This is a genomic window from Kushneria sinocarnis (assembly GCF_003633775.1).
In the GTDB taxonomy this organism is placed as follows: domain Bacteria; phylum Pseudomonadota; class Gammaproteobacteria; order Pseudomonadales; family Halomonadaceae; genus Kushneria; species Kushneria sinocarnis.
The window spans coordinates 14,264-38,504 of record NZ_RBIN01000012.1 but is presented as its reverse complement, the minus strand read 5'-3'; the positions used below and the strand labels follow the sequence as shown (position 1 = coordinate 38,504).

Annotated in this window: 25 protein-coding genes; 7 read left to right on the top strand and 18 right to left on the bottom strand. The window is 63.8% G+C overall.

Translation table 11 applies throughout. The annotated features are described in order from the left end of the window. Positions 1–5: 5 nt before the first annotated feature. Positions 6–1,718: a putative bifunctional diguanylate cyclase/phosphodiesterase gene (locus tag C7446_RS16010; protein WP_121174119.1), complete on the bottom strand. Its 1,713-nt coding sequence runs from the start codon at positions 1,716–1,718 to the stop codon at positions 6–8. A 377-nt stretch (positions 1,719–2,095) separates the two neighbouring features. Between C7446_RS16010 and C7446_RS16005 the strand changes: the two genes are divergently transcribed. Continuing rightward, positions 2,096–3,112 carry a zinc-dependent alcohol dehydrogenase family protein gene (locus C7446_RS16005; RefSeq protein ID WP_121174118.1) on the top strand — a complete coding sequence of 339 codons (1,017 nt, stop codon included), beginning with the start codon at positions 2,096–2,098 and terminating at the stop codon, positions 3,110–3,112. A gap of 69 nt (positions 3,113–3,181) precedes the next feature. Here the strand turns inward: C7446_RS16005 and C7446_RS16000 are convergent, their stop codons facing one another. The 5 genes from C7446_RS16000 to C7446_RS15980 form a co-directional block, all read right to left on the bottom strand. Next, the gene (locus C7446_RS16000) at positions 3,182–3,865 is read right to left on the bottom strand and encodes a hypothetical protein (RefSeq protein ID WP_121174117.1); all 684 of its coding nucleotides are present in this window, start codon (positions 3,863–3,865) and stop codon (positions 3,182–3,184) included. A 206-nt stretch (positions 3,866–4,071) separates the two neighbouring features. Next, positions 4,072–4,899 carry an aldo/keto reductase gene (locus tag C7446_RS15995; protein WP_121174116.1) on the bottom strand — a complete coding sequence of 276 codons (828 nt, stop codon included), beginning with the start codon at positions 4,897–4,899 and terminating at the stop codon, positions 4,072–4,074. Between the two features lie 170 nt (positions 4,900–5,069). Then, positions 5,070–7,352 carry a DUF255 domain-containing protein gene (locus C7446_RS15990; RefSeq protein ID WP_121174115.1) on the bottom strand — a complete coding sequence of 761 codons (2,283 nt, stop codon included), beginning with the start codon at positions 7,350–7,352 and terminating at the stop codon, positions 5,070–5,072. Positions 7,353–7,431: 79 nt separating this feature from the next. Next, a complete protein-coding gene (locus C7446_RS15985) occupies positions 7,432–8,994 on the bottom strand; it encodes a DHA2 family efflux MFS transporter permease subunit (RefSeq protein ID WP_121174114.1) in 1,563 nt (520 codons plus the stop codon). A 387-nt stretch (positions 8,995–9,381) separates the two neighbouring features. Then, a complete protein-coding gene (locus C7446_RS15980) occupies positions 9,382–9,654 on the bottom strand; it encodes a YozE family protein (protein ID WP_121174113.1) in 273 nt (90 codons plus the stop codon). 896 nt (positions 9,655–10,550) lie between these two features. Between C7446_RS15980 and C7446_RS15975 the strand changes: the two genes are divergently transcribed. Further along, positions 10,551–10,748 (top strand): CsbD family protein, encoded by a 198-nt coding sequence (locus C7446_RS15975; protein ID WP_121174112.1) that lies wholly within the window; start codon positions 10,551–10,553, stop codon positions 10,746–10,748. A 9-nt stretch (positions 10,749–10,757) separates the two neighbouring features. On the opposite strand, the gene C7446_RS15970 is transcribed toward C7446_RS15975, so the two are convergent. The 3 genes from C7446_RS15970 to C7446_RS15960 all read right to left on the bottom strand — a co-directional run bounded on the left by C7446_RS15970 (position 10,758) and on the right by C7446_RS15960 (position 12,916). Further along, positions 10,758–11,495, bottom strand: a complete 738-nt coding sequence (locus tag C7446_RS15970) for a Crp/Fnr family transcriptional regulator (protein ID WP_245977883.1) — start codon at positions 11,493–11,495, stop codon at positions 10,758–10,760. A 232-nt stretch (positions 11,496–11,727) separates the two neighbouring features. Further along, entirely contained in the window at positions 11,728–12,174 is a 447-nt protein-coding gene (locus C7446_RS15965; RefSeq protein ID WP_170150114.1) for a universal stress protein, read from the bottom strand. 172 nt (positions 12,175–12,346) lie between these two features. Next, on the bottom strand, positions 12,347–12,916 hold the full coding sequence (locus tag C7446_RS15960; RefSeq protein ID WP_121174131.1) for a helix-turn-helix domain-containing protein: 570 nt from the start codon (positions 12,914–12,916) through the stop codon (positions 12,347–12,349). A 99-nt stretch (positions 12,917–13,015) separates the two neighbouring features. On the opposite strand from C7446_RS15960, the gene rhtA reads away from it, so the two are divergent. Then, positions 13,016–13,915, top strand: coding sequence for a threonine/homoserine exporter RhtA (rhtA, locus tag C7446_RS15955; RefSeq protein ID WP_245977882.1), 900 nt, complete (start codon positions 13,016–13,018; stop codon positions 13,913–13,915). A 143-nt stretch (positions 13,916–14,058) separates the two neighbouring features. Next, on the top strand, positions 14,059–14,760 hold the full coding sequence (locus C7446_RS15950) for a cyclodeaminase/cyclohydrolase family protein (protein WP_121174109.1): 702 nt from the start codon (positions 14,059–14,061) through the stop codon (positions 14,758–14,760). Here C7446_RS15950 and C7446_RS15945 read toward each other — a convergent pair. Continuing rightward, positions 14,711–14,830: an SDR family oxidoreductase gene (locus C7446_RS15945; protein ID WP_245977881.1), complete on the bottom strand. Its 120-nt coding sequence runs from the start codon at positions 14,828–14,830 to the stop codon at positions 14,711–14,713. The two genes, C7446_RS15950 and C7446_RS15945, sit on opposite strands and share 50 nt — an antisense overlap. An 84-nt stretch (positions 14,831–14,914) precedes the next feature. Next, positions 14,915–15,961: an NAD(P)-dependent alcohol dehydrogenase gene (locus C7446_RS15940; RefSeq protein ID WP_121174107.1), complete on the bottom strand. Its 1,047-nt coding sequence runs from the start codon at positions 15,959–15,961 to the stop codon at positions 14,915–14,917. A gap of 472 nt (positions 15,962–16,433) precedes the next feature. Between C7446_RS15940 and C7446_RS15935 the strand changes: the two genes are divergently transcribed. The 3 genes from C7446_RS15935 (at position 16,434) to C7446_RS15925 (ending at position 18,377) form a co-directional block, all read left to right on the top strand. Further along, entirely contained in the window at positions 16,434–17,369 is a 936-nt protein-coding gene (locus C7446_RS15935; protein WP_170150113.1) for a helix-turn-helix domain-containing protein, read from the top strand. Positions 17,370–17,475: 106 nt separating this feature from the next. Further along, positions 17,476–17,871, top strand: coding sequence for a hypothetical protein (locus tag C7446_RS15930; protein WP_121174105.1), 396 nt, complete (start codon positions 17,476–17,478; stop codon positions 17,869–17,871). Between the two features lie 119 nt (positions 17,872–17,990). Then, positions 17,991–18,377: a hypothetical protein gene (locus tag C7446_RS15925; RefSeq protein ID WP_121174104.1), complete on the top strand. Its 387-nt coding sequence runs from the start codon at positions 17,991–17,993 to the stop codon at positions 18,375–18,377. A 78-nt stretch (positions 18,378–18,455) separates the two neighbouring features. On the opposite strand, the gene C7446_RS15920 is transcribed toward C7446_RS15925, so the two are convergent. The 7 genes from C7446_RS15920 to C7446_RS15890 all read right to left on the bottom strand — a co-directional run bounded on the left by C7446_RS15920 (position 18,456) and on the right by C7446_RS15890 (position 24,227). Next, positions 18,456–19,409, bottom strand: a complete 954-nt coding sequence (locus C7446_RS15920; protein WP_121174103.1) for an aldo/keto reductase — start codon at positions 19,407–19,409, stop codon at positions 18,456–18,458. 113 nt (positions 19,410–19,522) lie between these two features. Then, a complete protein-coding gene (locus C7446_RS15915) occupies positions 19,523–20,260 on the bottom strand; it encodes a Crp/Fnr family transcriptional regulator (protein ID WP_245977880.1) in 738 nt (245 codons plus the stop codon). Between the two features lie 81 nt (positions 20,261–20,341). Continuing rightward, positions 20,342–21,013, bottom strand: coding sequence for a C40 family peptidase (locus C7446_RS15910; protein WP_121174102.1), 672 nt, complete (start codon positions 21,011–21,013; stop codon positions 20,342–20,344). A gap of 121 nt (positions 21,014–21,134) precedes the next feature. Further along, on the bottom strand, positions 21,135–21,785 hold the full coding sequence (locus tag C7446_RS15905) for a glycosyltransferase family 2 protein (RefSeq protein ID WP_121174101.1): 651 nt from the start codon (positions 21,783–21,785) through the stop codon (positions 21,135–21,137). Continuing rightward, complete coding sequence (locus C7446_RS15900) at positions 21,782–22,381, bottom strand: SAM-dependent methyltransferase (RefSeq protein ID WP_121174100.1); 600 nt, start codon at positions 22,379–22,381, stop codon at positions 21,782–21,784. The genes C7446_RS15905 and C7446_RS15900 overlap by 4 nt, the downstream gene beginning before the upstream one ends. Continuing rightward, a complete protein-coding gene (locus tag C7446_RS15895) occupies positions 22,378–23,145 on the bottom strand; it encodes a PIG-L deacetylase family protein (protein ID WP_211327965.1) in 768 nt (255 codons plus the stop codon). Before C7446_RS15895 ends, C7446_RS15900 begins: the two co-directional genes overlap by 4 nt. After that, positions 23,142–24,227, bottom strand: coding sequence for an acyl-CoA dehydrogenase family protein (locus C7446_RS15890; protein ID WP_121174098.1), 1,086 nt, complete (start codon positions 24,225–24,227; stop codon positions 23,142–23,144). Before C7446_RS15890 ends, C7446_RS15895 begins: the two co-directional genes overlap by 4 nt. Between the last annotated feature and the right edge of the window lie 14 nt (positions 24,228–24,241).

Below are 24,241 nucleotides of genomic sequence, written 5' to 3'. Positions count from 1 at the left end.
TTTTCCTACCTCCCGGAAAAAGGCTGGAGAGAGTCGTGAAGAACGGATTCGGGGAGAGTGCCAGCGCAGGTTGGCAGGAGTTGTGATAATGGCTGGGGATGACCGAAAAGATATCCCTGTCCTGTCGTGCAGCCTTGCTGAAGCAGCAGATGCCGTTGTGTGCTGTGTTCGATTCCTTCGGCAATCACCCCCAGCTTGAAGACCTTTCCCAGCTTCATGATTGATTCAACAATGGCGGTATCTTCCCTGCTGTCAGCTATATTGCGAATAAAGGAGCGATCTATCTTTAACCGATCTATCGGGAAACGCTTCAGCATGCTTAGGGAAGCATAGCCGGTTCCATAATCATCAAATGCAATTGAACACCCTTTTTCTCGCAGGGCATCAAGCTGGTTGATGGCTTTTTCTTCCTGATCCAGAAGAATGTTTTCCGTAATCTCTATTTCGAGCAGTTCCGCAGGCAGGTTGTGTTCTTCCAGTTGAGTCAGGATATGCTCTTCCAGCTGACCCAGTCTGAGTTGTTGTGAAAAGATATTAACGGCAAATCTGAAGTTGTTGCCGTTGCGGTTCATGATTGCTGCATCGCGACAGGCTGTCTTGATGATCCAGTTCCCTACAGCGTTGGCCCAGCTGCTGCCGGCAAGGGGTTCGATGAAATGAGCCGGTGTCAGCAACCCCCTTGTCGGGTGGTGCCATCTAAGCAGTGCTTCAAAGCCGATGAACCGGCCTGTTTCAAGATCGACCTGAGGCTGGTAGAAAAGCTCGAACTGCTTTTCCAGTACCGCGCGATGCAGCTCTTCGGTCAGCTTTTGCTGATGCTGAATGTTTGTTGTCAGCTGTGGTGAATAGAAACGGCTGTAACCGGGCGCCGTGGCTCTGGCTTCGTTCAGTGCCAGGTCGGCATGTCGGAAAAGACTTTCGATACTGCTGCAATCTGCAGGGTAGCGTGCGGCGCCCATGCTGGCGCTGACCTGCAGCAGTCGCCCGCCCAGAATGAAAAGGGAGGTCAGGGCCTTTTTTATATTCTTGATGGTCTTGTCGAGCTCTGCTTCCTGGACAATACATGCAAATTCATCACCGCTGGTTCTGGAAATCAGAGCCTTTGAATCCAGCTGACTTGTCAGCCTTGCGGCAACAAGCTTCAGCAGTTCATCGCCTGCCGTATATCCCAGGCTATCATTGATGCGCTTGAAGCCGTCCAGGTCCATCAATACCAATCCGAGCTTCCTGCCACGGCCCCGCAGGTCTTCTGCCTGTTTCATGAAACCGGCTCGATTGCAGAGCCCGGTCAGGGGATCGTGATTTTCCAGGTAATCAAGCTGTTGTTGATGCTGACATCGGTTGGCAATGGGTTTGATGACGCCCATTATGCGGGCTGGTCTACCTTTCACGAAAAATGATTGGGCAGTGACTGAAACCCGAATTGTCTGCCCCGTATCAGGCCGGTTGATCCTGAATTCCAGTTCACGGACACAGGTTTCGTTGCCGGCCATGAGCTGGTCTCTCTTGCTTGCAACAGCTTCCCGGTCAGCTGGATGGACCTGCTCCCAGAAATGTTCTTCCCTTACAGGGTCGTTGCCAGCGCGGTACAGCTCGTGTCCCGGCTTGAAAAGGGTGATCAGACCGGTGCATGGATCGTACTCCCACATGGCCAGCGATATCTTTCCTGCTTCCTTGTCGACTGTTGCCTGGACAATTTCAGCGGTTGTTCCGGTCATTGTCTGGTTTTCCGGCTGGGAGGTGCAGTGGTCCCTTTCCTGGATGCCCCTGTTGATGAATGACCAGTCCCTGGGTCATTGATGCTGAACGCTGGTATGGGTTATTTCTAATATAAAAGTATTTTTTTACTGATTATTTTTCATGGCTAATGCAAGGGTAATTTTATATTTGGGTTAGGAAAAATCCACTATTCTGTAGTATATGGCTTGTAGTAATTAAATATTAATTAAGCTGTGTTTCGAGACAGTCTTCGCCGCGGGGCGATGCTTGCGCAACGTATGCCATGGTGCTTCTCTCGGGTCAGCAGCGTTGAAGCTGGCATTTGCCCGCCAGCTCTGCTGCTCTGAAGTTTTCGTTTTGCTCAAGGAGAGAGCGCATGAAAGCCGCCATACTGCATCAGCCGGGCGGGCTGGATCGGATCGAGGTGGTGGAGCTGGACCCGCCGCAGCCCGGACCGGACGAAGTGCTGGTACGCATGCATGCCAGCTCGCTGAACTACCATGACTACGCGGTAGCCGACGCCATCATCGAAACCGAGGATCGGCGCGTGCTGATGTCCGATGGGGCCGGTGAAGTGGTGGCGGCAGGGCACGACATCAGCGAGTTTCAGGTAGGCGATCGGGTGATCTCGACCTTCTTTCCGCACTGGGCGGATGGCCCGATCACCCCTGCCAAACGGGAGGGCACACCGGGCGATCGTGGCCCCGGAATGGCGGCGGAATATGTCGTCGGGCCGGCAGGTGCGTTTACCCGGGCGCCGGCCGGATATTCGCATGCCCAGGCGGCCACCCTGCCGTGTGCTGCCCTGACAGCCTGGCGGGCGCTGATGGTGGAAGCCGCCATCAAACCGGGCGATACGGTGCTGACAATGGGTACGGGCGGTGTCTCGCTCTTTGCCCTGCAGCTCGCAAGGGCAGCCGGTGCCCGGGTGATTGCCACTTCGGGATCGGAAGAGAAACTGGCCCGCCTGCGTGCGCTCGGGGCCGATGACACCATCAACTACCGCGAGGACCCCGACTGGGGGGAGACGGCCCATCGTCTCTCGGGGGGCGGCGTGGATGCCGTGGTGGAGATCGGCGGCCCGGCCACCCTGGGGCAGTCGATTGCCGCCTGCCGGATGGGCGGTCACATTGTCATGCTCGGGGTACTCACCGGCTTCACCGGTGAGGTGCCCACGGCGGCGTTCTTCTTCGGCAATCTGCACATGAGCGGCATTACCGTCGGCAGCCGGGCGCAGCAGCAGGACATGGTGAAGGCGATCGAACAGAACGGGATCGAGCCGGTGATCGACTCCACCTGGTCGCTCGACCGGCTCGCCGATGCCTTTCGCCACCAGCAGGGGCAGCGGCACTTCGGCAAGATCTGTATCGACATCAGCCGGCAGTCGGGCTGACGCCCTGGCCGGTACAGCCGGCCGGCTCGGCAGGGAAGGCTTGCCTGCCGAGACCGGCTCGGCAGCAAATCAGCGAAGCACCTTCTGCCAGCGCTTGATCTCCTTGCGGGCGCGTCGGGAACGCAGCTGTTTGGTGGTCAGGTCGCGGGGTTTCAGCAGCAGTCGGTGATTATCATCGAGCTCGAGATCAAATACGCGTCGGGCACCGATCGGCCCGTTTTCCGAGCCGAAAACGGCAATGAGGCCGATTTCCAGCGAGCGCAGCTCAAGCTGCTCTTCGCCGGATTTATAGTCTTCATCCAGCTGAATACCCTGCTCGTGCGCCACCTGCTGGAGCATGTCACCGAACATGCCGGCTTCCATGTACTCGCCCGATTTCAGCGGACCCTGGCGGGTGACCCGGGCCAGCTGATGCTCGCCTGACCCAATATCGCGGCTTGAACTTTCCCCCTGCTGATCGAGCACATCGGTGACATCGCTGAACCAGGTGCCGTGGGAGGTCTCGAGCCGGGCCACCACGGCCTCGACGAAGATCGCCTGCACACTCATGTTACTGATCAGACAGAGGGAATTGACATCCCGCCCGCGGCCGCGATTGATGACGATGCGGGGGCTCTGCTGCATCCGGAAGTTGTGCAAGAGCAGCTGCAGATAGATGCCCCAGATCAACAGCATGCCGAAACTGACGATGCCGCTGAAGACAGCAGCATTGGCGGTGATCCACTCCCAGAGGGAGACGGGCCAGGCAAACATGGGCTGGTCCTTCAGTCGCGAGCAGAACAGCGGTGCCGCCGGTGTCCTGTCATGGATGGCCGATCATCCCTGATCGGTAAGCCTTTCGATTCAGACTCTCAGGTTAGTGTACGCCCGGCCCGGCTGAACAGCAGTAACGTGTATCGCGGCTGTTTCAGCAGGGACGCAGCCGGCCGGGTGGCAGGTGCCTTCGGCGTTCTGCCCCCTCAGTTCACCATTTCCGGCTCTTCTCCCAGCCGGCGCCCCTGGGCCAGCCGACCCATCAGTGCCATCTCGTCATCGCTGAGTTCGAAATCGAAGATGCCGGTGTTCTCGCGCATCCTGGCCGGAGTGGCCGACTTGGGAATGACGATCGAGCCGAGCTCGATATGCCAGCGCAGAATGATCTGGGCCGGCGTACGGTCATGCCGCACCGAGATGGCCGCAAGGCGTTCATCCTTGAGCAGCTCGCTGCCCTGGGCGAGCGGGCTCCAGGCCTCGGTAGCAATGTCGTGACGCTGATGGAACTGCCGCAGCAGCGGCTGTGGCAGCATGGGATGCAGCTCGATCTGATTGATGGCCGGAAGCACCCCGGTTTCATTTCCCAGCCGCTCGATATCCTGCTCGCGAAAGTTGGAGACACCGATCGAGCGGATACGGCCTTCCTGCTGCAGGCGAATGAAGGCGCGCCAGGTATCGACGAACTGATCGCGCGCCGGGCAGGGCCAGTGAATCAGATAGAGATCGAGATACGCCAGGCCGAGCCGGGTCATGCTCTTGTCGAATGCCGTGAGGGTGGCGTCATACCCCTGCTGATCGTTCCACAGCTTGGTGGTGATGAAGAGCTGCTCGCGTGCCGGTTCGCTCCGGGCGATGGCCCGGCCGACCCCGGCTTCGTTGCCGTAGATGGCAGCAGTATCGATATGGCGATAGCCGAAATCGAAGGCGGTCTGAACGGCCTGTGCGGTTTCTTCGGGAGGCAGCTTCCATGTGCCCAGCCCAAGCTGGGGAATGCGATGGCCGTCGCTGAGCGGAAGATCGGGGATCGCGGGCATGACCGGCTCCTTGCTGCGGGAAGGCCCTGAAGCACAGGGCCCGTGAATTCAGTGTCGACGCCGCCTGAAACAGGCGGCAACACGACTTTCTGTGCATGTGGGAGCGGATAAAGGCCTGCCGGACAGCCCGGCATGGCCGGCCTGGTAGCAATACGGTACCCGGGGCTGCTTTAGCCATGCTCGACCCGATGCAGCACGAACTCCCGGCGCTCGACCGGCAGGCACTCGCGCCCGGTACAGGGCTGAAGCCGAAGCTCGAGTGTCAGCGGGCCGGCTGCGAGCCGGCTGGCTTCCAGCTCGATGGTGACCCGCCCGGCATGCACCAGCTCACCACTGGCCGGATCGCGTTCAGGCGCCGGCCAGCTGAGGTGTGTCTCGCGCCAGACCGACGGATTGCCGATGGCCAGGCGACTGGCTTCGGGGGTGTCATCCGCGTGGTTGCGAATGTGCCACCCCGACTGAATGGTGAGGGTGAGCATCACGCGCTGGCGCTCGTCATCGAGCGCTTCGCTGCGACAGACGGCCCGAATGGCGCCCTCGGCGAAATGCTGCTGATCGTTAGGGGTGGGGGACGCCCACTGGCGCAGGCCCTGCAGAAAGACCGGACCAGCCAGCGGCAGCTGGGCCACGCGGCCGGAGAAGGCGGCAATCTGGCCTTCGATCAGCGGGGGCAGCTCCGGGTCGCCGGTGCGCCGATACAGCGCAATCAGTACCGGTAGCATCAGCGAGTTGCCGCTGACGGTAGCGTTGTCCATCAGACTCTTGCTGCGCAGCAGCTGTGGGCCGGTGGCCTCGGCCGGGGCGGTGAAGAAGCCGCCATCCTGATCGTCCCGGTGGTGACGGCAGGCCTGCGCCAGCAGGGCACGGGCCCGGTCACGCCAGTGCTGTTCGCCGGTGGCGTCATGCAGTGCGATCAGGCCATCGAGCAGATGAGCGTAATCCTCCAGCTGCGCGGTGACCGAGGCGACACCGTTGAGGCTGGTACGCCACAGTCGATCCTGCGTCTCATCGAGATGCGTCTGCCAGAGGAAGTCGGCCGCGGCAGTGGCCGCCTCGAGGTAGTCGTGTCGTTCCAGCGCCTGCGCGGCACGGGCCAGTGCGGCGATCACCATGCCGTTCCACTCGGTAATCAGCTTGTCATCACGCAGCGGCGCTTCGCGCTCGGCACGGACGTCATACAGCCGCCGGCGTACTTCTCCCAGCCGTTCGTCCAGCGCCTGACGGCTCAGCTCCAGCCGATCGGCGGTGCGATCCAGCGACTGCGGCAAATGGAGCACGTTGGCGCCTTCGAAGTTGCCGGTACGAGTGACACCGTAGACCTGCTCGCACAGTGTGAGCTGCTCGGCATCGAGCACGTCGGCCAGCTCATCGTAGCGCCAGACGAAGAAGCGGCCTTCCTCGCCTTCGCTGTCGGCATCGGTGGCGGAGTAGAAACCGCCGGTCGGCGAGCGCATCTCGCGCAGCAGATAGTCCAGTGTCTGTTCACAGCCGCGGCGATACTCCGGATTGCCCGACAGCTGCCAGGCCCATAGATAGAGATCGGCCAGCTGGCCCTGGTTGTAGAGCATCTTTTCGAAGTGTGGCACCTGCCAGGCGCGGTCGGTGGCATAGCGGTGAAAGCCACCGCCGATCTGATCGAAGATACCGCCGCCGAGCATGGCATCGAGTGCATGGCGTGCCACCGGCCAGGCAGGCTGTTCGGCGAGCGGCCGCGGATCGCGCTGGATCTCCTCCAGCAGCAGGTAGAGATTGGGCTCCTGCGGGAATTTGGGCGCCTCGCCGAAGCCGCCATGAATGGTATCGGCGTGCTCGAGCAGTGCTCCGGTGACCCGTTCGATCAGCCCTTCGGGCAGCTCTGCGGCGGCCGAGGGTGCAAGCTGCTGGCGGATGCCCTGGTCGAGCCTGTCGGCGTCACCCAGGATGGCTTCGCGGCGTTCCTGCCAGAGTTCGTGAACCCGGTCGAGCAGGCTCAGGAACTGATCGCGCGGAAAGTAGGTGGCCCCGAAGAAGGGCTTGCCCTCGGGGGTCAGAAAGCTCGACATCGGCCAGCCGCCGCGACCGGTCATCAGCTGGACGCCGGCCATGTAGATCTCGTCGAGATCGGGGCGCTGTTCGCGATCGACCTTGATCGGCACGAAGTGGCGGTTGAGTACCTCGGCCACCCCTTCATCATCGAAGCTCTCCTCTTCCATGACGTGGCACCAGTGGCAGGTACTGTAGCCGATGGAGAGAAAGATCGGCTTGTCCTCGCGCGAGGCCTTGTCGAATGCCTCGCTGCCCCACGGGTACCAGTCCACCGGGTTGTGGGCGTGCTGCAGCAGGTAGGGGGAGTCCTCGCCGATCAGGTGATTGATGTAGACCGGTTCTCCCCGGGCATCGGTGTAGCGGGTGCGGACGCTGTACTGCTCGCGCTTGCGAGCGCGGATCTCGTGCAGTTGCTCGACGGTTGCCATGGGCCGACTCCTTTCGCCGATGGCGGATGGGCGCTGAATTTTTCAGTGTAGCAACCACCCGCGCGCTACTGTCCGGAATTCAGCGTTCGTCGGGGGTGGTCGGACGCAGACCGATGGCGGCGGTGGCGCTGGCTGCCATCATCAGCGCCATGCAGGCGATGATGACGCTGTCGAAACCGAGCACGAAGCTGTGCTCGATCAGCTGACGGAGCCGTAGTGCCTGCTCGGCCGACAGGTGTTCGGGCAGCGGCAGGGCAGCGAGCCGATCGAGACGGGTGACGAGCGCGTTCCGGATGCTGTCCGGCAGTGCCAGCGGGGCCAGGCGTTCGAGCAGGGCGTGACGGAAGACAAGATAGAGCACCGGGCCGAACAGGGCGATGCCCATGAGCCCGGCGGTGCGGGCGATGGCATTGTTGATTCCGGAAGCGGTGCCGGCGTCGCTGTCTGCGACGGAGGCCATCACGGTTGCGGTCAGTGGGGCCACCGTGGTCACCATGCCCGCTCCCATCAGGGCAATCGAGGGCAGGAAGGTGTGCCAGTAGGACGCCTCGGTACCGGCCAGCAGCAGCCCCCCGAGGCCGGCAGCGACGATCAGCGGGCCGATGGTCAGCGGACGGCGGGCCCCGTAGCGGTCGATCAGCCGACCGGCACGGCCGGACAGCAGCGACATCAGGATGATGATCGGCAGGGTGGCAGCACCGGCTGCGGTGGCACTGAAACCGTGGATCTGTACCAGCGTCATCGGCAGCAGAAAGAAAAAGGTTCCCAGTGCGGCATAGAACAGGAAGGTCAGCAGGCTGACGGTACGGAAGGTGCGCGAGCCAAACAGGTGTGGCGCCAGCATCGGTGACGGACAGCGGCGTTCATGGCGGATGAAGAACGCCATGGCCAGCAGACCGATGGCGCCGGGCAGCAGCACGCCCGGGTCGAGAAAGCCGCTTCCGGAAGCCGCGATCAGTCCGAGGATGAGGCCGCCCAGGGCAATCACCGACAGCAGCGCGCCGGTGATGTCGAGCGGCGGGTGCGGCGCCGGACGTGCACTCTCCGGCACGAAGCGGTAGAGCAGCCCCAGGGTAACGGCGGCCACCGGCAGGTTGAGCGCGAAAACGGCCCGCCAGGAGATCAGATCGATCAGCAGGCCTCCCAGTACCAGCCCCATCCCGGAGGCGACCGCGGAGAAGCCCGACCAGAGACCGATGGCCCGGCCACGCCGCTCGTGCGGGAAGCAGACGCTGATGATCGCCAGGCTGCCGGGAATCAGCAGTGCCGCGCCCACCCCCTGCAGGGCGCGCAGCGTGATCAGGCTGTCGGCATCCGGCGCCAGCGCGCAGGCCAGTGAGGCAAGCGTGAACAGGGTGATGCCGAGGGTGAGGATACGGCGGCGGCCATACCGGTCACCCAGCGCACCGCCGAGCAGCAGCAGGGCAGCAAGAAACAGGGTGTAGGCCTCCACCACCCACTGGATCTGCGCCACCGACGCCGCAAGTGACGCCTGCAGTTCCGGCAGCATGACATTGACCACGGTGGCATCGATGAAGGCCATCGATGAGCCCAGGATGGCGGCCGCCAGGATGCCTGTCTCCCGGCTGCGGGTGCCTGACGAGTCGTGACAGCCTGCATGACGATGCGGCGATGATCTCACGGAGAACTCACTGCAAGAGTAGCGGAGCTGAGGGAGAAGGAGAGAGACGTCATGGGACGGGCCGACAACTGGTATGTCGCCCCAGTATGGCAGGGTGACGGCGTGTGTGCGGGAAGCGGGCGTATCAGTGCAGGGTCAGGAATGTATCCTGACGGCCCTGTCAGGCGACACTCCTGCGCTTGCCGGCGCCCTGCGAAGCTGTCTTCGCTCCCTGAAACACGCCGACCGCTTCCCTGTCAGCTCCAGCCATTCACAGGCCTGTCCGGCCCCATCCCTTATAAGGCGAAAGACGGGCAGATGCCAGCAACCTTTCGGGATCGTAAGGTTGGCTTATGTCATTCTGCCGCGGCGGATGAGGGCGTGCGGTCAATGTGGCACTGCCTGCGGTCAGCGAACCCGGGGTGGTTCAGGGCAGGGCGCTGCCTCGATGGCGTCGTTACTCGTCAGTGACGTCGCCGTGGTGAGCTGGTACTCCTGCCAGGCGGCAGTTGCCGCAGCCAGCTGTTCGGCGGTGTAGACATGCTCCATGAGATAGCCGCCCAGCAGGATCGGGTCATTCAGCGCCCGTGGAAAATCGGGATCGCCGGCTATTTCTTCTCCCAGATCGCCCACATCATCTCCACGGCCCGCCTGAGAAATGATGAAATCATAAAAGGTCATGAGACTCCGGCTCACGGTGATTGAAGACTGGGTATTGAACAGGGCAGCAATGATGTTGCCGATGAAATAACCGGCAAGTCACTCGTGTTATGCCGGTCCTTTTTTTAAACCAATCCCGCGTGCCTGACCAGTGCTGAAGGCGATATAAGGAAAAGCTTGATAAGAGCGTCAGCGGCGCCGACGCTTCTGCCACAGCTGACGAGCCGTACGCTTGAGTTTGCGCTGGTTTTCCGGCTTTTTCAGCCAGCGTACGATCAGGGCTCCAATGGCGCGTTTCATGAGCAGGCTCCTGTAGGTTGCCGAGACTGATAGTCTGACAGAAAATGGTGGTTCGAGTGCAATATCGCGTGATAAACGGCGGGTCTCGGAAGGCCGAGCTGATTTGAAACGACACCACCCGAAAGCCTGATTTTATTCCGGTGTCGCCGGTTTTTTGCTGATATTTATTTCGGTATTGTCATGACGTCTTTCGGTGAGTCGGTTTTAATGAATAACGACCATGCGCGCAGGACCGAATAATATGAAAGTAGTTGTGCTACCGGCCCTGGAGCGGGTGAGGGGCATATGATGAAGGCAGGCGTGCAACCTGCTGTTGCGGCGGCCCGGTGATCGTCGCTGCGCCATGGTACCCTCCCGCGGGACAGCGCAGGGTTGCCGGTGACGCCCTCGCTGCGGCCCTGACCGGATTCCTGCCCGTGGCGCCGGGTAAGCCACGGGCTGACTATCGTGGAGGATCTGCCGGGGATGGCCGAAGGGCGTTCATTCACAGGCGCTCGAAGAGTACCCTGTGGGGTAAACGACAGCCCGGCAGGCCATGACCGGCTGAATCCAGGTTATGGCCCTCCGCCCGGTTGATATCGACAATGACGCTGTCATGAATTCAGGGAGAAGAAGAAATGGCCCTCAATCTGCAGAGTGCGATCTTCGAGAAGGTCGCCGGCCGCCTCAAGGAAGAGGTCGGTGTGCTGTTGTTCAATGAAAGAGTCTATGCCAATGGCAAGCGCGAACAGCTGATTGCCCGGCTGAGACGGGAGAAGAATCTGAGCCGGGAGGAAGCGCAGCGCGAGGTCGATCACTTTCTCCATAACTCGTGAAACAGGGGCTCAGCGCGATTGATCGATGATCGAGCGCGTGCCCAGATAGTCGTCCCGGAAACCGGCCCGCTCGATCAGCCGGGCAAGATCGCGGATATGCACGCGATGCCGGTCGCGATCGACCAGCTGATCGCTGCGCAGCTGTGAAAAGATGCGACTGACGTGAACCGCCGATAGTCCCATGATGTCAGCCAGCATGTGCTGGCTCAGGGGCAGGCGGAACTGACCTGCCATATTGTCATTGGTGCGTTCCAGCCGGGTATGCATTTCGCACAGGAAATGCGCAATCCTGCCCGGTCCATCCCGCCGCCCGAGGTTGATCATCCGCTCGACCAGCATCGACTGCTGGGTCGAGGCCACGGCAAAGAAAACCCGGGTGAGCTTCTCCGAGTTTCGAAAGATCTCGTCGAGATTGCGGTGGGGCAGCCGACAGAGCGTGCACTCTTTGATGATTTCGACACTGGCCTGATGGCGATCGGTGGCGTATTCGCGCAGTCCGATCACGTCACCCGGCAGGTAGATATCCAGAATCAGCCGATGGCCGTTTTCCAGCCGCGTATAGCTGTAGGCCCAGCCTTGGCTGATCACGGCCAGCTCGGTGGACTCATGTCCCTCGTACCAGAGGTGATCGCCGGCGGTGAGATGTTCCGGGGAGCGCTCGAGCTCGTGCAGCAGCTCGATTTCCTGTTCATCAAGCGCTGCGTAGTGTTTGAAGTGACGCACCATGCAGCTGGGTTTTGTGGACACGACTCTTTTTCCTGACCGAATGCGGGGCGGGCCATGTTGTCGTGTTGCAGGATGTAGCGCAAGTTGCCCAGGTGTCGCCATGCTCGTCATGAGCGAGACCCGTGGTGCCGGTTCAGGGGTAGCGGCGTCGGACATGAGCAGGCAGGCTGCATGGCCCGGCTCGGCCTGCCGGAGTGTCTGTCGTACCGGCATGCTGTGCCGACCGCTGCCATGGGCAGCGGTCAGTGTCACTTCAGTGCGAGTGCACGGTGATTACCGTACAGGGCGCCAGATGACTGACCTTGTGCGAGACACTCCCGGTCACCAGCCCCTTGAGATCACTGAGCCCGCGACTGCCCATCACGATGGCATCGGCGCCGAGCTGGCCGGCCTCACTGACGATCACGTGCGCCGGTACCCCCTGGCGCACGATGAAGTTCACCGCCTCCTGATTCTCCTGACCGCTTTGCTGCCATGCGGCTTCCAGCGTCTCGCGCCCCTGGGCTTCGGCCTTTTCGGGCGTGTAGTCCAGTGGCGAGGCACCGGTCTGATAACCCAGCCAGTCGTCGGCGACCGGCAACTCGGGAATGTTGAGCAGCTGCAGCTGACCACCCGATAGCTGCTGCAGCTGACAGGCGATCGCCAGCGCTCGCTGGGCATCCTCGGAACCGTCAATGGGGACCAGTATGTTGCTGTACATGGCATACCTCGTCAGCGGTCTGGAAAAACCGGACCGGAGCCCGGCGTGGCACCATGCCGGATGAGCCGGCATGAATGAGTGACGACCTCCCTATCAGGCACCGATCCCGGGGAGTGTTGCAAGAGGGTGTGACAGTGCGCCCCCGGTATCGCGGGCCATGGCAAACGAAGGTCTAGTAGAGCACGTTGCGCATGAACTTCAGCAGCCGGTCGGTATGATTGGCGTAACCGTGTGGCTGGTCGCTGGGGAAGACGTGGAAGTCGCCGGCGGCAATGGTGAGCGTCCGGTCGGCCAGATAGAGTGTCAGGGTGCCGTCGATGACCAGCAGCATCTCGTGCCAGTCGGCGCCATCGGCCGGTGAGTCGTAGCGTTCGCCGGGCGCCAGCGACCATGCCCAGAGCTCCACCTCGTGGCGCGCCGGCTTGCTGGCCAGCAGGGTGGCATGGCTCTGCGGTGCCCGGCCGGCCCAGGCCACCTCGTTGATGTGCGCCGAATCGGGGCTGTCGGGTGGCTGCACCAGGGCGTAAAAATGGACTCCCAGTGCTTGTGCGATGCGATCGAGCGTTCCAAGGCTGACGTTGATGTCACCCTTTTCGATATTGACCAGCATGCGTCGACTGACGCCCGCCCGTTCGGCCAGTGCCTGCTGACTGAATTCGGCGGTCCGGCGCAGCCGGCGGACATTGGCGGCCACGTGGACAAGCACATCGGGTCGTTCCTTGTTGTGCAATATATTGCTCATTGGCGTCTTGTTGTCCATCATGCATGTCCGCATGTTGCGGTTCCCTGCATTCTGCCTGCCCTGGAGCAGGAGCGCACAGAGAGGTGGCGAGTGTTATCCGTGGCTTCCGCGAAATCCCATCCCCTGCTGGCTCGTCTGGGGCCGGTGGTACTGCTGATCGTGGCGATGTGTTCGATCCAGAGCGGGGCGGCCATCGCCCGCTCGCTGTTCGATGTGATCGGCGCCTCCGGCATGACTTCGATCCGGTTGATCCTGGCAGCGGGGCTGATGCTGATCTTCCTGCGCCCCTGGCGACGACCGGTCAGTCGTCGTGCCTGGAAGGCGATCGTGATCTACGGCGTGGCCATGGGCTGCATGAACTTCCTGCTTTACCAGGCACTGCAGACCGTGCCGCTGGGCATTGCCGTCGCGCTGGAATTTACCGGCCCGCTGATGGTAGCCATGCTCGCCTCGCGGCGCATGCTCGATCTGCTCTGGATCGCCTTTGCCGTGGCGGGGCTGGTGGTCCTGCTGCTGCCGGGTGGGGCAACGTCGACCGCCATCGACCCTTATGGGGCGCTGTGCGCGCTGGGTGCCGGGGTCTGCTGGGCACTCTATATCCTGTTCGGGCAGAAGGCCGGCAGCGGCAACGGCACCCAGAGCGCTGCCCTGGGCATCACCGTGGCGGCCGTGGCGGTGGCGCCGATCGGCGTGGTCGACACCGGTACGGCGCTCCTGGCACCGGCGATACTGCCGCTGGCGCTGGCGGTGGCGATTCTCTCTACCGCGCTGCCCTATACCCTGGAGATGATTGCGCTGCCCCGGCTGCCGACCCAGACCTTCGGCACCCTGATGAGTCTGGAGCCGGCCGTCGGCGCACTGGCCGGGCTGCTGTTTCTGGGCCAGCAGCTGCATCAGCTTCAATGGCTGGCGATCGGTGCGATCATCGTGGCTTCCATCGGTACCACGCTGACCGGACGGCGTCGCGTGCCGGCGACCGAGGCCTCGGTGCGCGAGTAAACAGGTAGGCTGTCTGCCATGGCGCACAGGGCTGCTACGCTTGGCTGAAGGCAGCGGGAGGGCGCCGCTGGTTTCGAAGTTCCGCAGGGGGATCGGCATGACGTTCGACTCGCCCGGCCCTGCAATCCCGAGTATATCGAGACATGACTACATCCCGTGATGATGCCGGCAACGGCGAGCAGAGCCTGTGGCAGCAGCCGCTGCATGCGTTCCGTCAGCACACCGCGACACAGGCTACGCCGGGCTGCGGCGCGGCCGCCACGGTATCGGCCGAGTTCGGTCTGGCGCTGGTGCTCAAGGGGCTGCGGATTACCCAGCAGCATGGCGACAACGAACGGCGTGCAGCGCTCATCGAGTGGGGCGAGCAGTTGAGCGCGCAGCTGGCGCCCTGCGCTGACGATGACGTGGCGGCCTTCGAGCAGTTCATGGCGGCGACCCGTCAGCCGCAGGAGAGCGAAGCCGAACGCGAGTCGCGCCAGCAGGCGATCAACGCCGCGGCCGAGCGGGCCACCGCGATTCCGCTCAGGGCAGCGGAGTGCTGCCTGGAAGCGCTGACCCTGATCGAAGAGGCCCTGCCGCTGAGTGATGACATGCTCGGCAGTGATGCGCGTGCCGGTGCGCTGATGCTGCACAGCGCGCTCAGTGCGCTGCTGCTGAACATCGACGCCGATCTCCCCGGCCTGCGCGATTCCCGGCAGCGCGCCCGCGCCGCCCGGCAGCGACGCGACCTGCAGCGCGATGCCGATACGCTGATGGTGCGGCTCGGCCTGCCCGGTGGCTCGACGTTCGACAGCACTACCAGAGGGTATAGCCGCCGTCGACCACCATCACCGAGCCGGTCATGAAGCTCGAGGCGTCGCTGGCCAGGTAGATCAGGCTGGGGCCGAGCTCCTCGGGCGTGGCGGCACGCTGCATGGGCCCGGCGCCAGCGCCTTGCCCCGAATGCCGAAGGGCGCCCGCTCCCTGCATCACTTGCCACCTGTCATTACCTGTCGCCGGTCATTCATCCAGGGTGATCTGCAGCTTGACGTCTTCGGCATGTCCGGCGGCGGCGCGCTCGAAGGCTTCCACGCTGCGTTCGAACGGGAAGGTGGCCGAGATCAGCGGCTTGAGATCGACCTTGCCGGAGCCCATCAGGGCAATGGCGCGGTCGTAGACGTTGGCGTAGCGGAACACGGTCTCGATGTGCAGCTCCTTCGCCTGGGCGGCGACGACATCGAGGGTCACCGGCTCCACCGGCATGCCCACCAGTACCACGGTACCCGCCGGGCGGGCGCAGGCGAGCAGGTCGTCGTAGACTTTCGGGCTGCCGCTGGCCTCGAAGACCACATCGGCGCCCCAGTCCTCGCCGCAGCGCCGGCTGACGGCATCTCGCAGCGACTCGCGCGACACGTTGATCGGCGTGACACCCGTATAGCCACCGGCAATGGCGAGCTTGTCGTCGACCAGGTCGGATACCAGCACCTCGCTGGCACCGCCGGCCAGCGCGGCCAGCGCGACCATCAGACCGATCGGGCCGGCGCCGGTCACCACGCAGACATCCCCGGCCTGGACATCGGCCCGCGCGACCGCCTGCATGCCGATGGCGAAGGGCTCGACCATGGCGCCTTCGGCAAAGGACACCGAGTCGGGCAGGCGAAAGGTGAAGGCCGCCGGGTGGACCACTTCCGGCGTCAGACAGCCGTGGATCGGCGGGGTGGCCCAGAAGCGCACGGCCGGATCGACGTTGTAGGCGCCGAGTTTCGACGCCCGGGAGGCGAGATCGGGGATGCCGGGTTCCATGCAGACGCGGTCGCCTGCAGCAAGATGCGTGACGTGGCGGCCGACCTCGATGACCGTCCCCGAGGCTTCATGGCCCAGTACCATCGGTTCGTTCACCACGAAGGGGCCGATCCGGCCATGGGTGTAGTAGTGCACATCGCTGCCGCAGATGCCGACGGTATGGATCCGGACCCGGACATCCTCATCACCGAGCTGATCGGGCAGGTCGATCTCCCGCAGGGAGAGTTCGTGCTGCTGTTCCAGTACCAGTGCCTTGGCGTTCATGGTGCTCCCTGAGCTGATGGCTGCGGTAGGTGCGGGGTGATCCGTGGATCACGTGATGAGGCTACCTAAATACGTGTGGCGCGGCTTCGCTAGTGTAAAAATTGCAGTGTACTGATACTTTTTTGCATCTTGTGACGCGCCTACCGCCAGCGCCCGCCACTGCAGGGCGGAACGGACGCCAGCAGGTCATCCGGGCAGGACGGAAAACCGTTTCTACGACCAAAGAATCACTCCTGTAGCCGGAGACCACGACCGTGACAGGGCAACGGAAGACCAATGGCCAGGCGCGCCGGAACGTATTTTCAGGCAGAAGTGGCAGTGATGTGTCGGCCACGCTGCGGGTAGCCGGGGCGCGTGGCGATCACGCGCCCGGTCACGGGGTGGCTGGCGGCAGGGGTGCTCGAGCGCTGCATGAGCTGTCTCCCGCAGGCAGCGGTGCGGCCCCGGTCCGGAGTGGAGATGGACGATGATCATGGCGCATTCACAGACATCCGCAAGTGATCTGCCGGTCGACGAGATCCAGCTTGGCATGCCCGTTTTCGAAAACGTCGCGCAGGACCCCGAATTCAGCTTCTGCTGGCACTGTCACGACTTCCCTTCGCCGCTGGCGAAATGGAACTACCACCCGGAGTTCGAGCTGCATCTGATCCGCTACTCCCGGGGCAGCTATTTTGTCGGCGATCACGTGGGGCGCTTCGGCCCGGGCAACCTGGTACTGGTCGGTCCCAACCTGCCGCACGCCTGGTTCAGCGACGCCGAGCGCGACGACGGTCTCATCCGGGGGCGGGATGTGGTACTGCAGTTCCGCGCGGCCTGGCTTGAGCACATGATGACTCTCTGTCCGGAGCTCAACTGCCTGCGGCCGATGCTGCGAGCGGCCGTGCGCGGGCTGCTCTTCGAGGGAGAGCGGGCCGAGCAGGGCGCGTGCCTGCTCGAGAGCATGGGGGAACAGCCACACTCGCGGCGGCTGCTGACCATGCTGACGCTGCTGCATGACCTGGCCGGGGGGCACTACCGCCAGCTGGCGAGTGACGGTTATCGCCACCAGCTGCAGGGCACCTTCTCCGAACAGATCGACAGTGTCCTGCGGCATGTCCACAACCACTTCAGCGAGGATCTGCGCATGTCGGATCTCGCGGCCCGGCACGACATGCTGCCCTCGAACTTCTCCCGGCTGTTCAAGCGGGCCACGGGCAATACCTTCGTGGAGTTTCTGCGGCGGGTACGCATCAATCAGGCCTGCCGGCTGCTGATGGAGGGGCAGTACACGGTCTCGGAGATCTGTTTCCGGGTGGGCTACAACAACCTCTCCAACTTCAACCGTCACTTCCGTGGTCTCAAGGGCATGACGCCGCGCGAGTACCAGCAGTATACCGGTGAGCATGGCGATCGCCGGCGCGTTGGCTGAGCCGGCTGCGACACCAGGGCGCAGGGCATGGGACCAAGGTGGAAGCCGCTCGGCCGCTTGGCGGTGTTACGCTGTGTATGTAATCGACCTGCTGGGAGGAAGTGTCATGAGTGAATCACGCAGCCAAGCATCGTCCTGCTGCCAGCTTGATGACATCCGCCTGCTGGATGACAACCTGTCGACCCGTCAGGAGGTCCAGGCGCGCAACGTACGCCAGCTCTATCTGCTCAATGTGGAGGTGCGGGCACTGATGGATGTGGTCTGTCGTCAGGGCGAGGCCGGCTATCTGGCCGAGCGGTTGCAGTATCATGCCGATCAGCTCGAACGCCAGTTCGCCTCTCATGCCCGGGGCCATTATGGCGCCTCGTCGACCCGGCACTTCTATGCTCAGCAGCGCGAGCTGTTCGACGAGGAGATGTGCAAGGTCATCACGGCTGTACAGCAGATTGACGAGGAGAACGAGTCGGAGCATACCCGCCATTCGGCCAACGACCGACACTGACCCGGCGCCGGCCGCCATTCGGTCCGGGGGCGCCCGAGCGGCGTTCCCGGTCGTTTCCGGGCGAGAAATCAGCTGCTTATCTATACTGGCAGGTGAGCATTTCCTCAGGAGAGAATCGGATGACCACGCTTCGCCAATGGTTGGTGACCGCCGCGCTGGGTATCGGCATGACGGTGGGCGCCGGTAACGTACTGGCCCAGTCCCAGGATGAGAGCGGACAGCAGCGTCCTGAAAATCAGCAGGCGCGCACTACGCAGCAGCAGCCTCACCCTGAGCTTGTCGCTCAGTGTCTGGATACGGCCAAAAACCGTCAGACTCAAGAGGATATCCAGGGGCTGGCGGTGCTGGAAACCAATGCCAGTGGTTACAACCCGGGGCATGAGTACCCGCTGGTGGTCAACCTGCAGGGTGAGGGCAATGCGATCTACGTGGTGGAGTGCCAGGTGGATCAGCAGGGTCAGGCGCACTTTGATGATATCAAGGCGCGTGGCCAGCCGAAGAAATGACGAGCTGATGCCGGCCTGATGTGGCCATGAGAAACCGCCTCCCCGGGAGGCGGTTTTTCTGATCGGATGGCAGCCGGATCAGCGCTCGGCACTGGCCCGGTTGAGCTGCTCGAGCGCCTCGTCGTCGAGGGTAAGCTCGGTGGCCTTGCGCAGCTGGGCCAGCTGGTTGGCCGAGGTGGCGCTGACGATGGGGGCAGTGACCGTCGGCTGGGCGATCAGCCAGGCGAGTGCTACCGAGGCCGGCGAAGCATCGGTGCGTTCGGCGACGCTGTCGAGTGCCTCCAGTATCCGCATGCCGCGCTCGTTGAAGTACTTGTCGACGAACTGTTCGCGTGACTTGCCCCGGGCATCCTCCCGCGAGCGGTACTTGCCGGTCAGAAAACCGCTGGCCAGCGAGAAGTAGGGGGTCACGCCGAGGCCGTGCTCCCTGGCCACCGGCGCCAGATCGCGCTCGTAGTCAGCACGATCATAGAGGTTGTAGAAGGGCTGCAGCACCTCGTAGCGGGGCAGTACCTGGCGACTGCTGATGTCCAGGGCCTCCTCGAGGCGTGCCCCGGTATGGTTGGAGGCGCCGACGTAGCGTACCTTGCCCTGCTCGATCAGACGCATGTAGGCATCCAGGGTCTCTTCCAGCGGTGTATCCGGATCGTCCTGGTGCGACAGATAGAGATCAAGGTAGTCGGTCTGCAGGCGCTGCAGCGACTGCTCGATGGCATGCATGATGCGTTCCTTGCCGAGCCCCTTCTTGCCATCGCCCATGTCCATGCCCACCTTGCTGGTCAGCATGATGCGGTCACGATTGCCGCGCTGGCGGAAATAGCGCCCCAGCACCGCTTCCGATTCGCCTCCGCTGTGGCCCTCGGCCCACCGGGAGTAGACATCCGCGGTGTCGATGGCGTTGTAGCCGGCATCCAGCCAGGCATCGATCATGTCGAACGATTCCCGGTCATTGAGTGTCCAGCCGAACACGTTACCGCCGAAGATCAGCGGTGCGGTCACAAGTTCCGTATTGCCCAGTGTGCGCTGTTCCATGCCAACTCCCTGTTGATTGGAATGTCGCTCGGGTTCGCGAATGGCTTCACCAGGACAGCATAGAAGGTCAGGCAGGCACCGGGCGAGCCGTATTCCGACAGGGAGGCGGGTGATCAGTCGCGATTCTGAATGATTGAGCGGGTGCCGAGGTAGTTGTTGTTGAAGCCGGCGAACCGAACCAGCCGCTCGAAGTCGGGAATGCGAATGCGATGGCGTTCACGTTCGACCAGCGTCTCGTTACGCAGCTGGGAGAATACCCGGCTGACGTGCACGGCCGAGAGCCCCATGGTATCGGCCAGCATCTGCTGGGAGAGGGGCAGGCGGAACTGGCCCTGCATGTCATCGTTGGTGCGCTCAAGCCGGGTATGCATCTCGCAGAGAAAGTGCGCGATCCTGCCGACCGCATCGCGGCGACCGAGGTTGATCATCCTTTCGACCAGAATCGACTGCTGGGTGGACGCCACTGCGAAGAAGACCCGGGTCAGCTTGCTGGACTGCTTGAAGACATCGGTCAGATGCTTGTGCGGAAAACGACAGATGGTGCACTCGGTGATGGTTTCGACACTGGCCAGGTGCTCCGAGGTCGCGAACTCGCGCAGCCCGATCACGTCGCCCGGCAGATAGATATCCAGAATCAGGCGGTTGCCATCCTTGAGGCTGTAGAAGCTGTAGGCCCAGCCCTTGCTGACCACGGCCAGCTCATCGGCGGAGCTGCCTTCCAGCCACAGGGTTTCACCCGGGGTGAGATGCTCCGGTGAACGCTCGAGGGTACCGAGCAGTTCGATCTCGTCATCGCCAAGATCGGCATAGTGCCTGAAGTGACGCACCATGCAGCTGACGTTTTCGGACATCTTCATTCTCTCCGGACTGAAGCAGGAAGCCCAATTCTGGTGGGTTGCACCAATCATGGCAACAGCTGTACAGCTCTGCTGTCAGCGGACCGTTGCCTGGGTCAACAGCCGGCGTGCGCCCAGATAGTGGCGTGTCCAGTAGTCGTTGTGCAACGAGCTGACGCGAATCGTCTTGCCGGTGCGCGGTGCCTGAATGAAGCGGCCCTCGCCCAGATAGACGCCGACATGATCGGCAGCCTGGCGGGTATGAATGGCAAAGAACACCAGATCGCCGCGTTCGAGTTCATGGCGCCCGACCCGTGGTGCATCCTTGAGGTGATACATGGTATTGGCAGTGCGGGGCAGCTGGATATCCAGCAGGTCACGGTAGGCGTAATACACCAGCCCGCTGCAATCGAAGCCGGCCCCCGGCGAGCTGCCCCCCCACAGGTAGGGCTTGCCGAGCTGGTCGTTCAGGGTGGTCATGGCCAGCTGCCTGGCATGGGAGACGCTGTCGTTGACGCTTGCGGGGAAGGCGGGATAGTTCTTGAAGGTCGGCGGCTTCGCGCTCGCGGTACTGCCGCCGTGCCGGGCTCGCATTCGGCGGGCCCGCAGCTGGCTGGCGGTGCCGTGGTCCGGCTGGATCAGATGATCGGGCTTGGGGGCGGCGGCGCGATTGAACTCATCGTCAGGGCTGGCCTGCGCTGCCTGGGTGCACAGCATCAGCGCAACCGTGGCGATGAGCGCGGTAGACGCGGTAAACAGGGTCGACATGAGCGCGTGCGCCTCGATGGCCTCGGGGCATGATATTCACAGCGATCGGTGGCTACCGATCAGTCATGCCACCATGGTGGCAGATCCCGCGTCGTGCTGCTGTGCGGTTTCGTGCCTGTCGCTACTGCAGTGACTTCAGCAGCGCTGCCATGCCTTCGGGCGCCCTGGCGTCAAGGCGGGCACTGGTCATGACGCTCAGTGCCGGCGCCCAGTGCACGTGATATCCGGCCGTTTCCAGCGCCTGGATCAGCCGGATATCCTCATGAGCACACAGCGGCTCGAAACCGCCCACGGCGCGATAGGCCTCGGCGCTGACCCCCATGTTGGCCCCGTGTACATGGCGGTTGGCTGCTACCAGCCGGCGTTCGGCGAGATAGCGCTGACGCTGGGCCCGGGGCATGCCGGCCCAGTCGTCGAGTCTGACGCTGCCGCAGATGGCATCGCCCGGGCTGGCAAGCTGCACGGCCAGCCACTCCCGCCCGACCCGGCTGTCGGCATCGGTGAACGAAAGCCAGCGGGCGCCTTTCGCCAGCAGGTGAACCGCGCCGGTATGGCGCGCCCGGCCGACGTTGGCAGCGCTCGTTTCGAGCACGGTGATGCCGTCATGGGCAGCCGCTACCCGGGCGGAGTCGTCGCTGCAGGCATCCAGCACCGCCACGATGCGCACCGGTTCCGCGCCGAGGGCCGGGTGCAGGGCCGCCTGCTGCAGCGCCTGCAGGCAGTCGTGCAGCAGGGCCTGTTCATTGTGTACCGGTACCACCACGCCGATCATGCCAGTCCCTCGCGCTGCGCCGGGGAGCGCTCATCGCGCGACCACAGCGTCATGATCAGATCCGGCTCGCGGTGCTCTGCCAGCCGCGGCAGGCCGAGGTGCTCTTCGAGCAGGTCATGCACCTCATCGCCATCGAGCTCGCCACCGGCAATGGGGTGGCGCCAGTGGCAGGCCAGCAGTTCGCCTTCGGCCGTCAGGGCGTGCCGTATGGCAGGGATCAGTCGGATCAGCGCTTCGCGCGTCAGGTAGTAGCCCAGCTCGCTGAAGACGATCAGATCGAAGTGCCCGGCCGGCCATTCATCGGGCAGTTGCTGCTGCCGGAGCGTCACCCCGGCCAGCTCGGCCAGCCGTGTCCGGGCAGTGGCCAGGGCGGCGGTGCTGGCATCGCTGCACAGCAGGCTGTCGCAGCGTTCGGTCAGGGCGCGGCTGAGCACGCCGACCGAACAGCCGGGCTCGAAGGCCCGGGCATAGCGCCGGCGGCCCAGCATCGCCAGCGTCAGCTGGCGCTTGCGCTGTTCATACCAGTGCTGCTCCTGGCCCCAGGGGTCGGCCTGCGCGGCATGGAGACGGTCGAACTCATCGGGATGGAAGCTCATTGCAGGAAGACCTCGAACGGGCGCAGCAGGCGCGCCAGACTGTGGGCACTCAGCACCGGCCCTCGGCTGGATGTGTCATCCGTTTCGAGCTGACTGGCATGGCAGGCGATGGCGGCATGCTTCAGCCGCTGCTGGTAGTCGGTCAGCGGCAGCCGCCCGGCGCGCGACCACGGCACCCGGTCATCACCGGGGTGGGCCCAGTGCCAGGTCCAGATCGGCAGTTCGATCAGCCGGCAGTGAGCGGCTTCGGCCGCCCGGGCGCAGGCCCGGCCGGTGGCCTCGTGATCGGGATGACCATCGCCGCGCCAGGTGGTCAGCAGCACGTCGTGAGGGCCCAGCCGGGCCGTCAGCAGTTCGACCAGGGCGTTTTCATGCTCGGCCACGCGGGTGTCGGGTAGTTCCAGACGGGAGACCGGGACACTGGCCAGCCCCAGAGCCGCCAGGGCGCGCGCGCTCTCTGCCGGGCGCTCCCGGGCCAGCCGCCGGGGTGGCCACTGCGGCGAATCGGGATGGCTGCCGGTGCCATCGGTGACGGCCACCAGCGCCTGTGGTCGATCCAGCAGTGCCAGCTGCATCATCAGCCCGGCACAGCCCAGCACTTCATCATCCGGATGAGGAGCGACGACCACGGCACGCCAGCCCGCCGGAATGAGTGCGGCGGCCTCGAGCTCGGGCAGGGCGGCCAGCCCGGACCACTTCTGCCAGGCCTCGGCCGGGGTGCCGATACCTTCGATGCGGCGGTCATCGCTGCTTGAATCGTTCACAGTCGCCATCCTCCGGTGGCTTCATCTTCCCCGGGGGAGGGGCACTCGGCCAGTGCCCGGCCGAGTGATTCGAGATCGCGCTCGGCATGGCTCTGGCGCAGATAGACCGGCAGATCGGCCATGAAGCGGGCGAAGGCCGGGTCGCGGCAGAAGGGTCCGGCGCCCAGGGCATGGCCGCAGTGGTGCATCACGGCCTCGGCCATGTGCTCGAGACTGGCCCGGGTCCGGATGGCGACCAGCCGGGCATCCGCCTGCGGTCGGGCATCGATCCAGGCGGCCGCCCGGCGCAGCACCGCCGCGCCGGTATCCAGCGCCCGATCGACCGCCCCCAGGTGGGCCATCAGATGCGCATCGCCGCCGCGCAGGGCGCGGGCATGGAGGATTTCGCCCAGCCGGCGGGCGCCGCCGAACCAGCAGGCCGCAATCCCGGCACCGCCCTGCCAGAAGCCGGGCCGCTCGAGATAGCCGCCGGCAGGCCCCACCGGCAGGCCGTGGGCACCGTGAAATCTCACTTCCACGCTGGCGGTTGGCGCCATGCCGAGGGCTGCCCAACCGGTATCGGTTACCTCGATGCCGGGCTGATCCATCTCGACCGCGACCAGTCGTTGATGATCGCCCTGCCAGGCGGTGAGCAGGGCGTGCGAGACGCCGGTAGCGCCGGAGCACCAAGCCTTGGTGCCTTCGAGACGGACACCGCCGCCATCGGGCGTCTGCTCATCCGTCAGGGGCGTGCCGTCCGGGGCGCAGAGCTGCACCCGGGCAAACGGCGGCTCTGCCGCCCACATTCCCCAGCGCGACTGCTCGACGGCGAGTGCGGCCGCGCCATGCTCGGCGAGAATCGCCAGCGCGTCGGTGTGCCCTTCGTACAGTTTGACCAGTGACAGGTCGCACCCGGCCACCCCGGCCAGCCGGCGCCAGCGCTCGAGTGTGCTGCCGTGCCCAGGCAGCGGCAGCCGATCCGCCTTCCGATCGACCAGCCGGGCCAGCCGGGCATTGAGTTCGGCTGCGTCTGCGGCGGGCTCGGCCCATTCGCTGCGCAGTCGATCCGGATCGCTCCCTGATCCTTCATGCGGGTTGTTCACGTGCACTCCCTGTG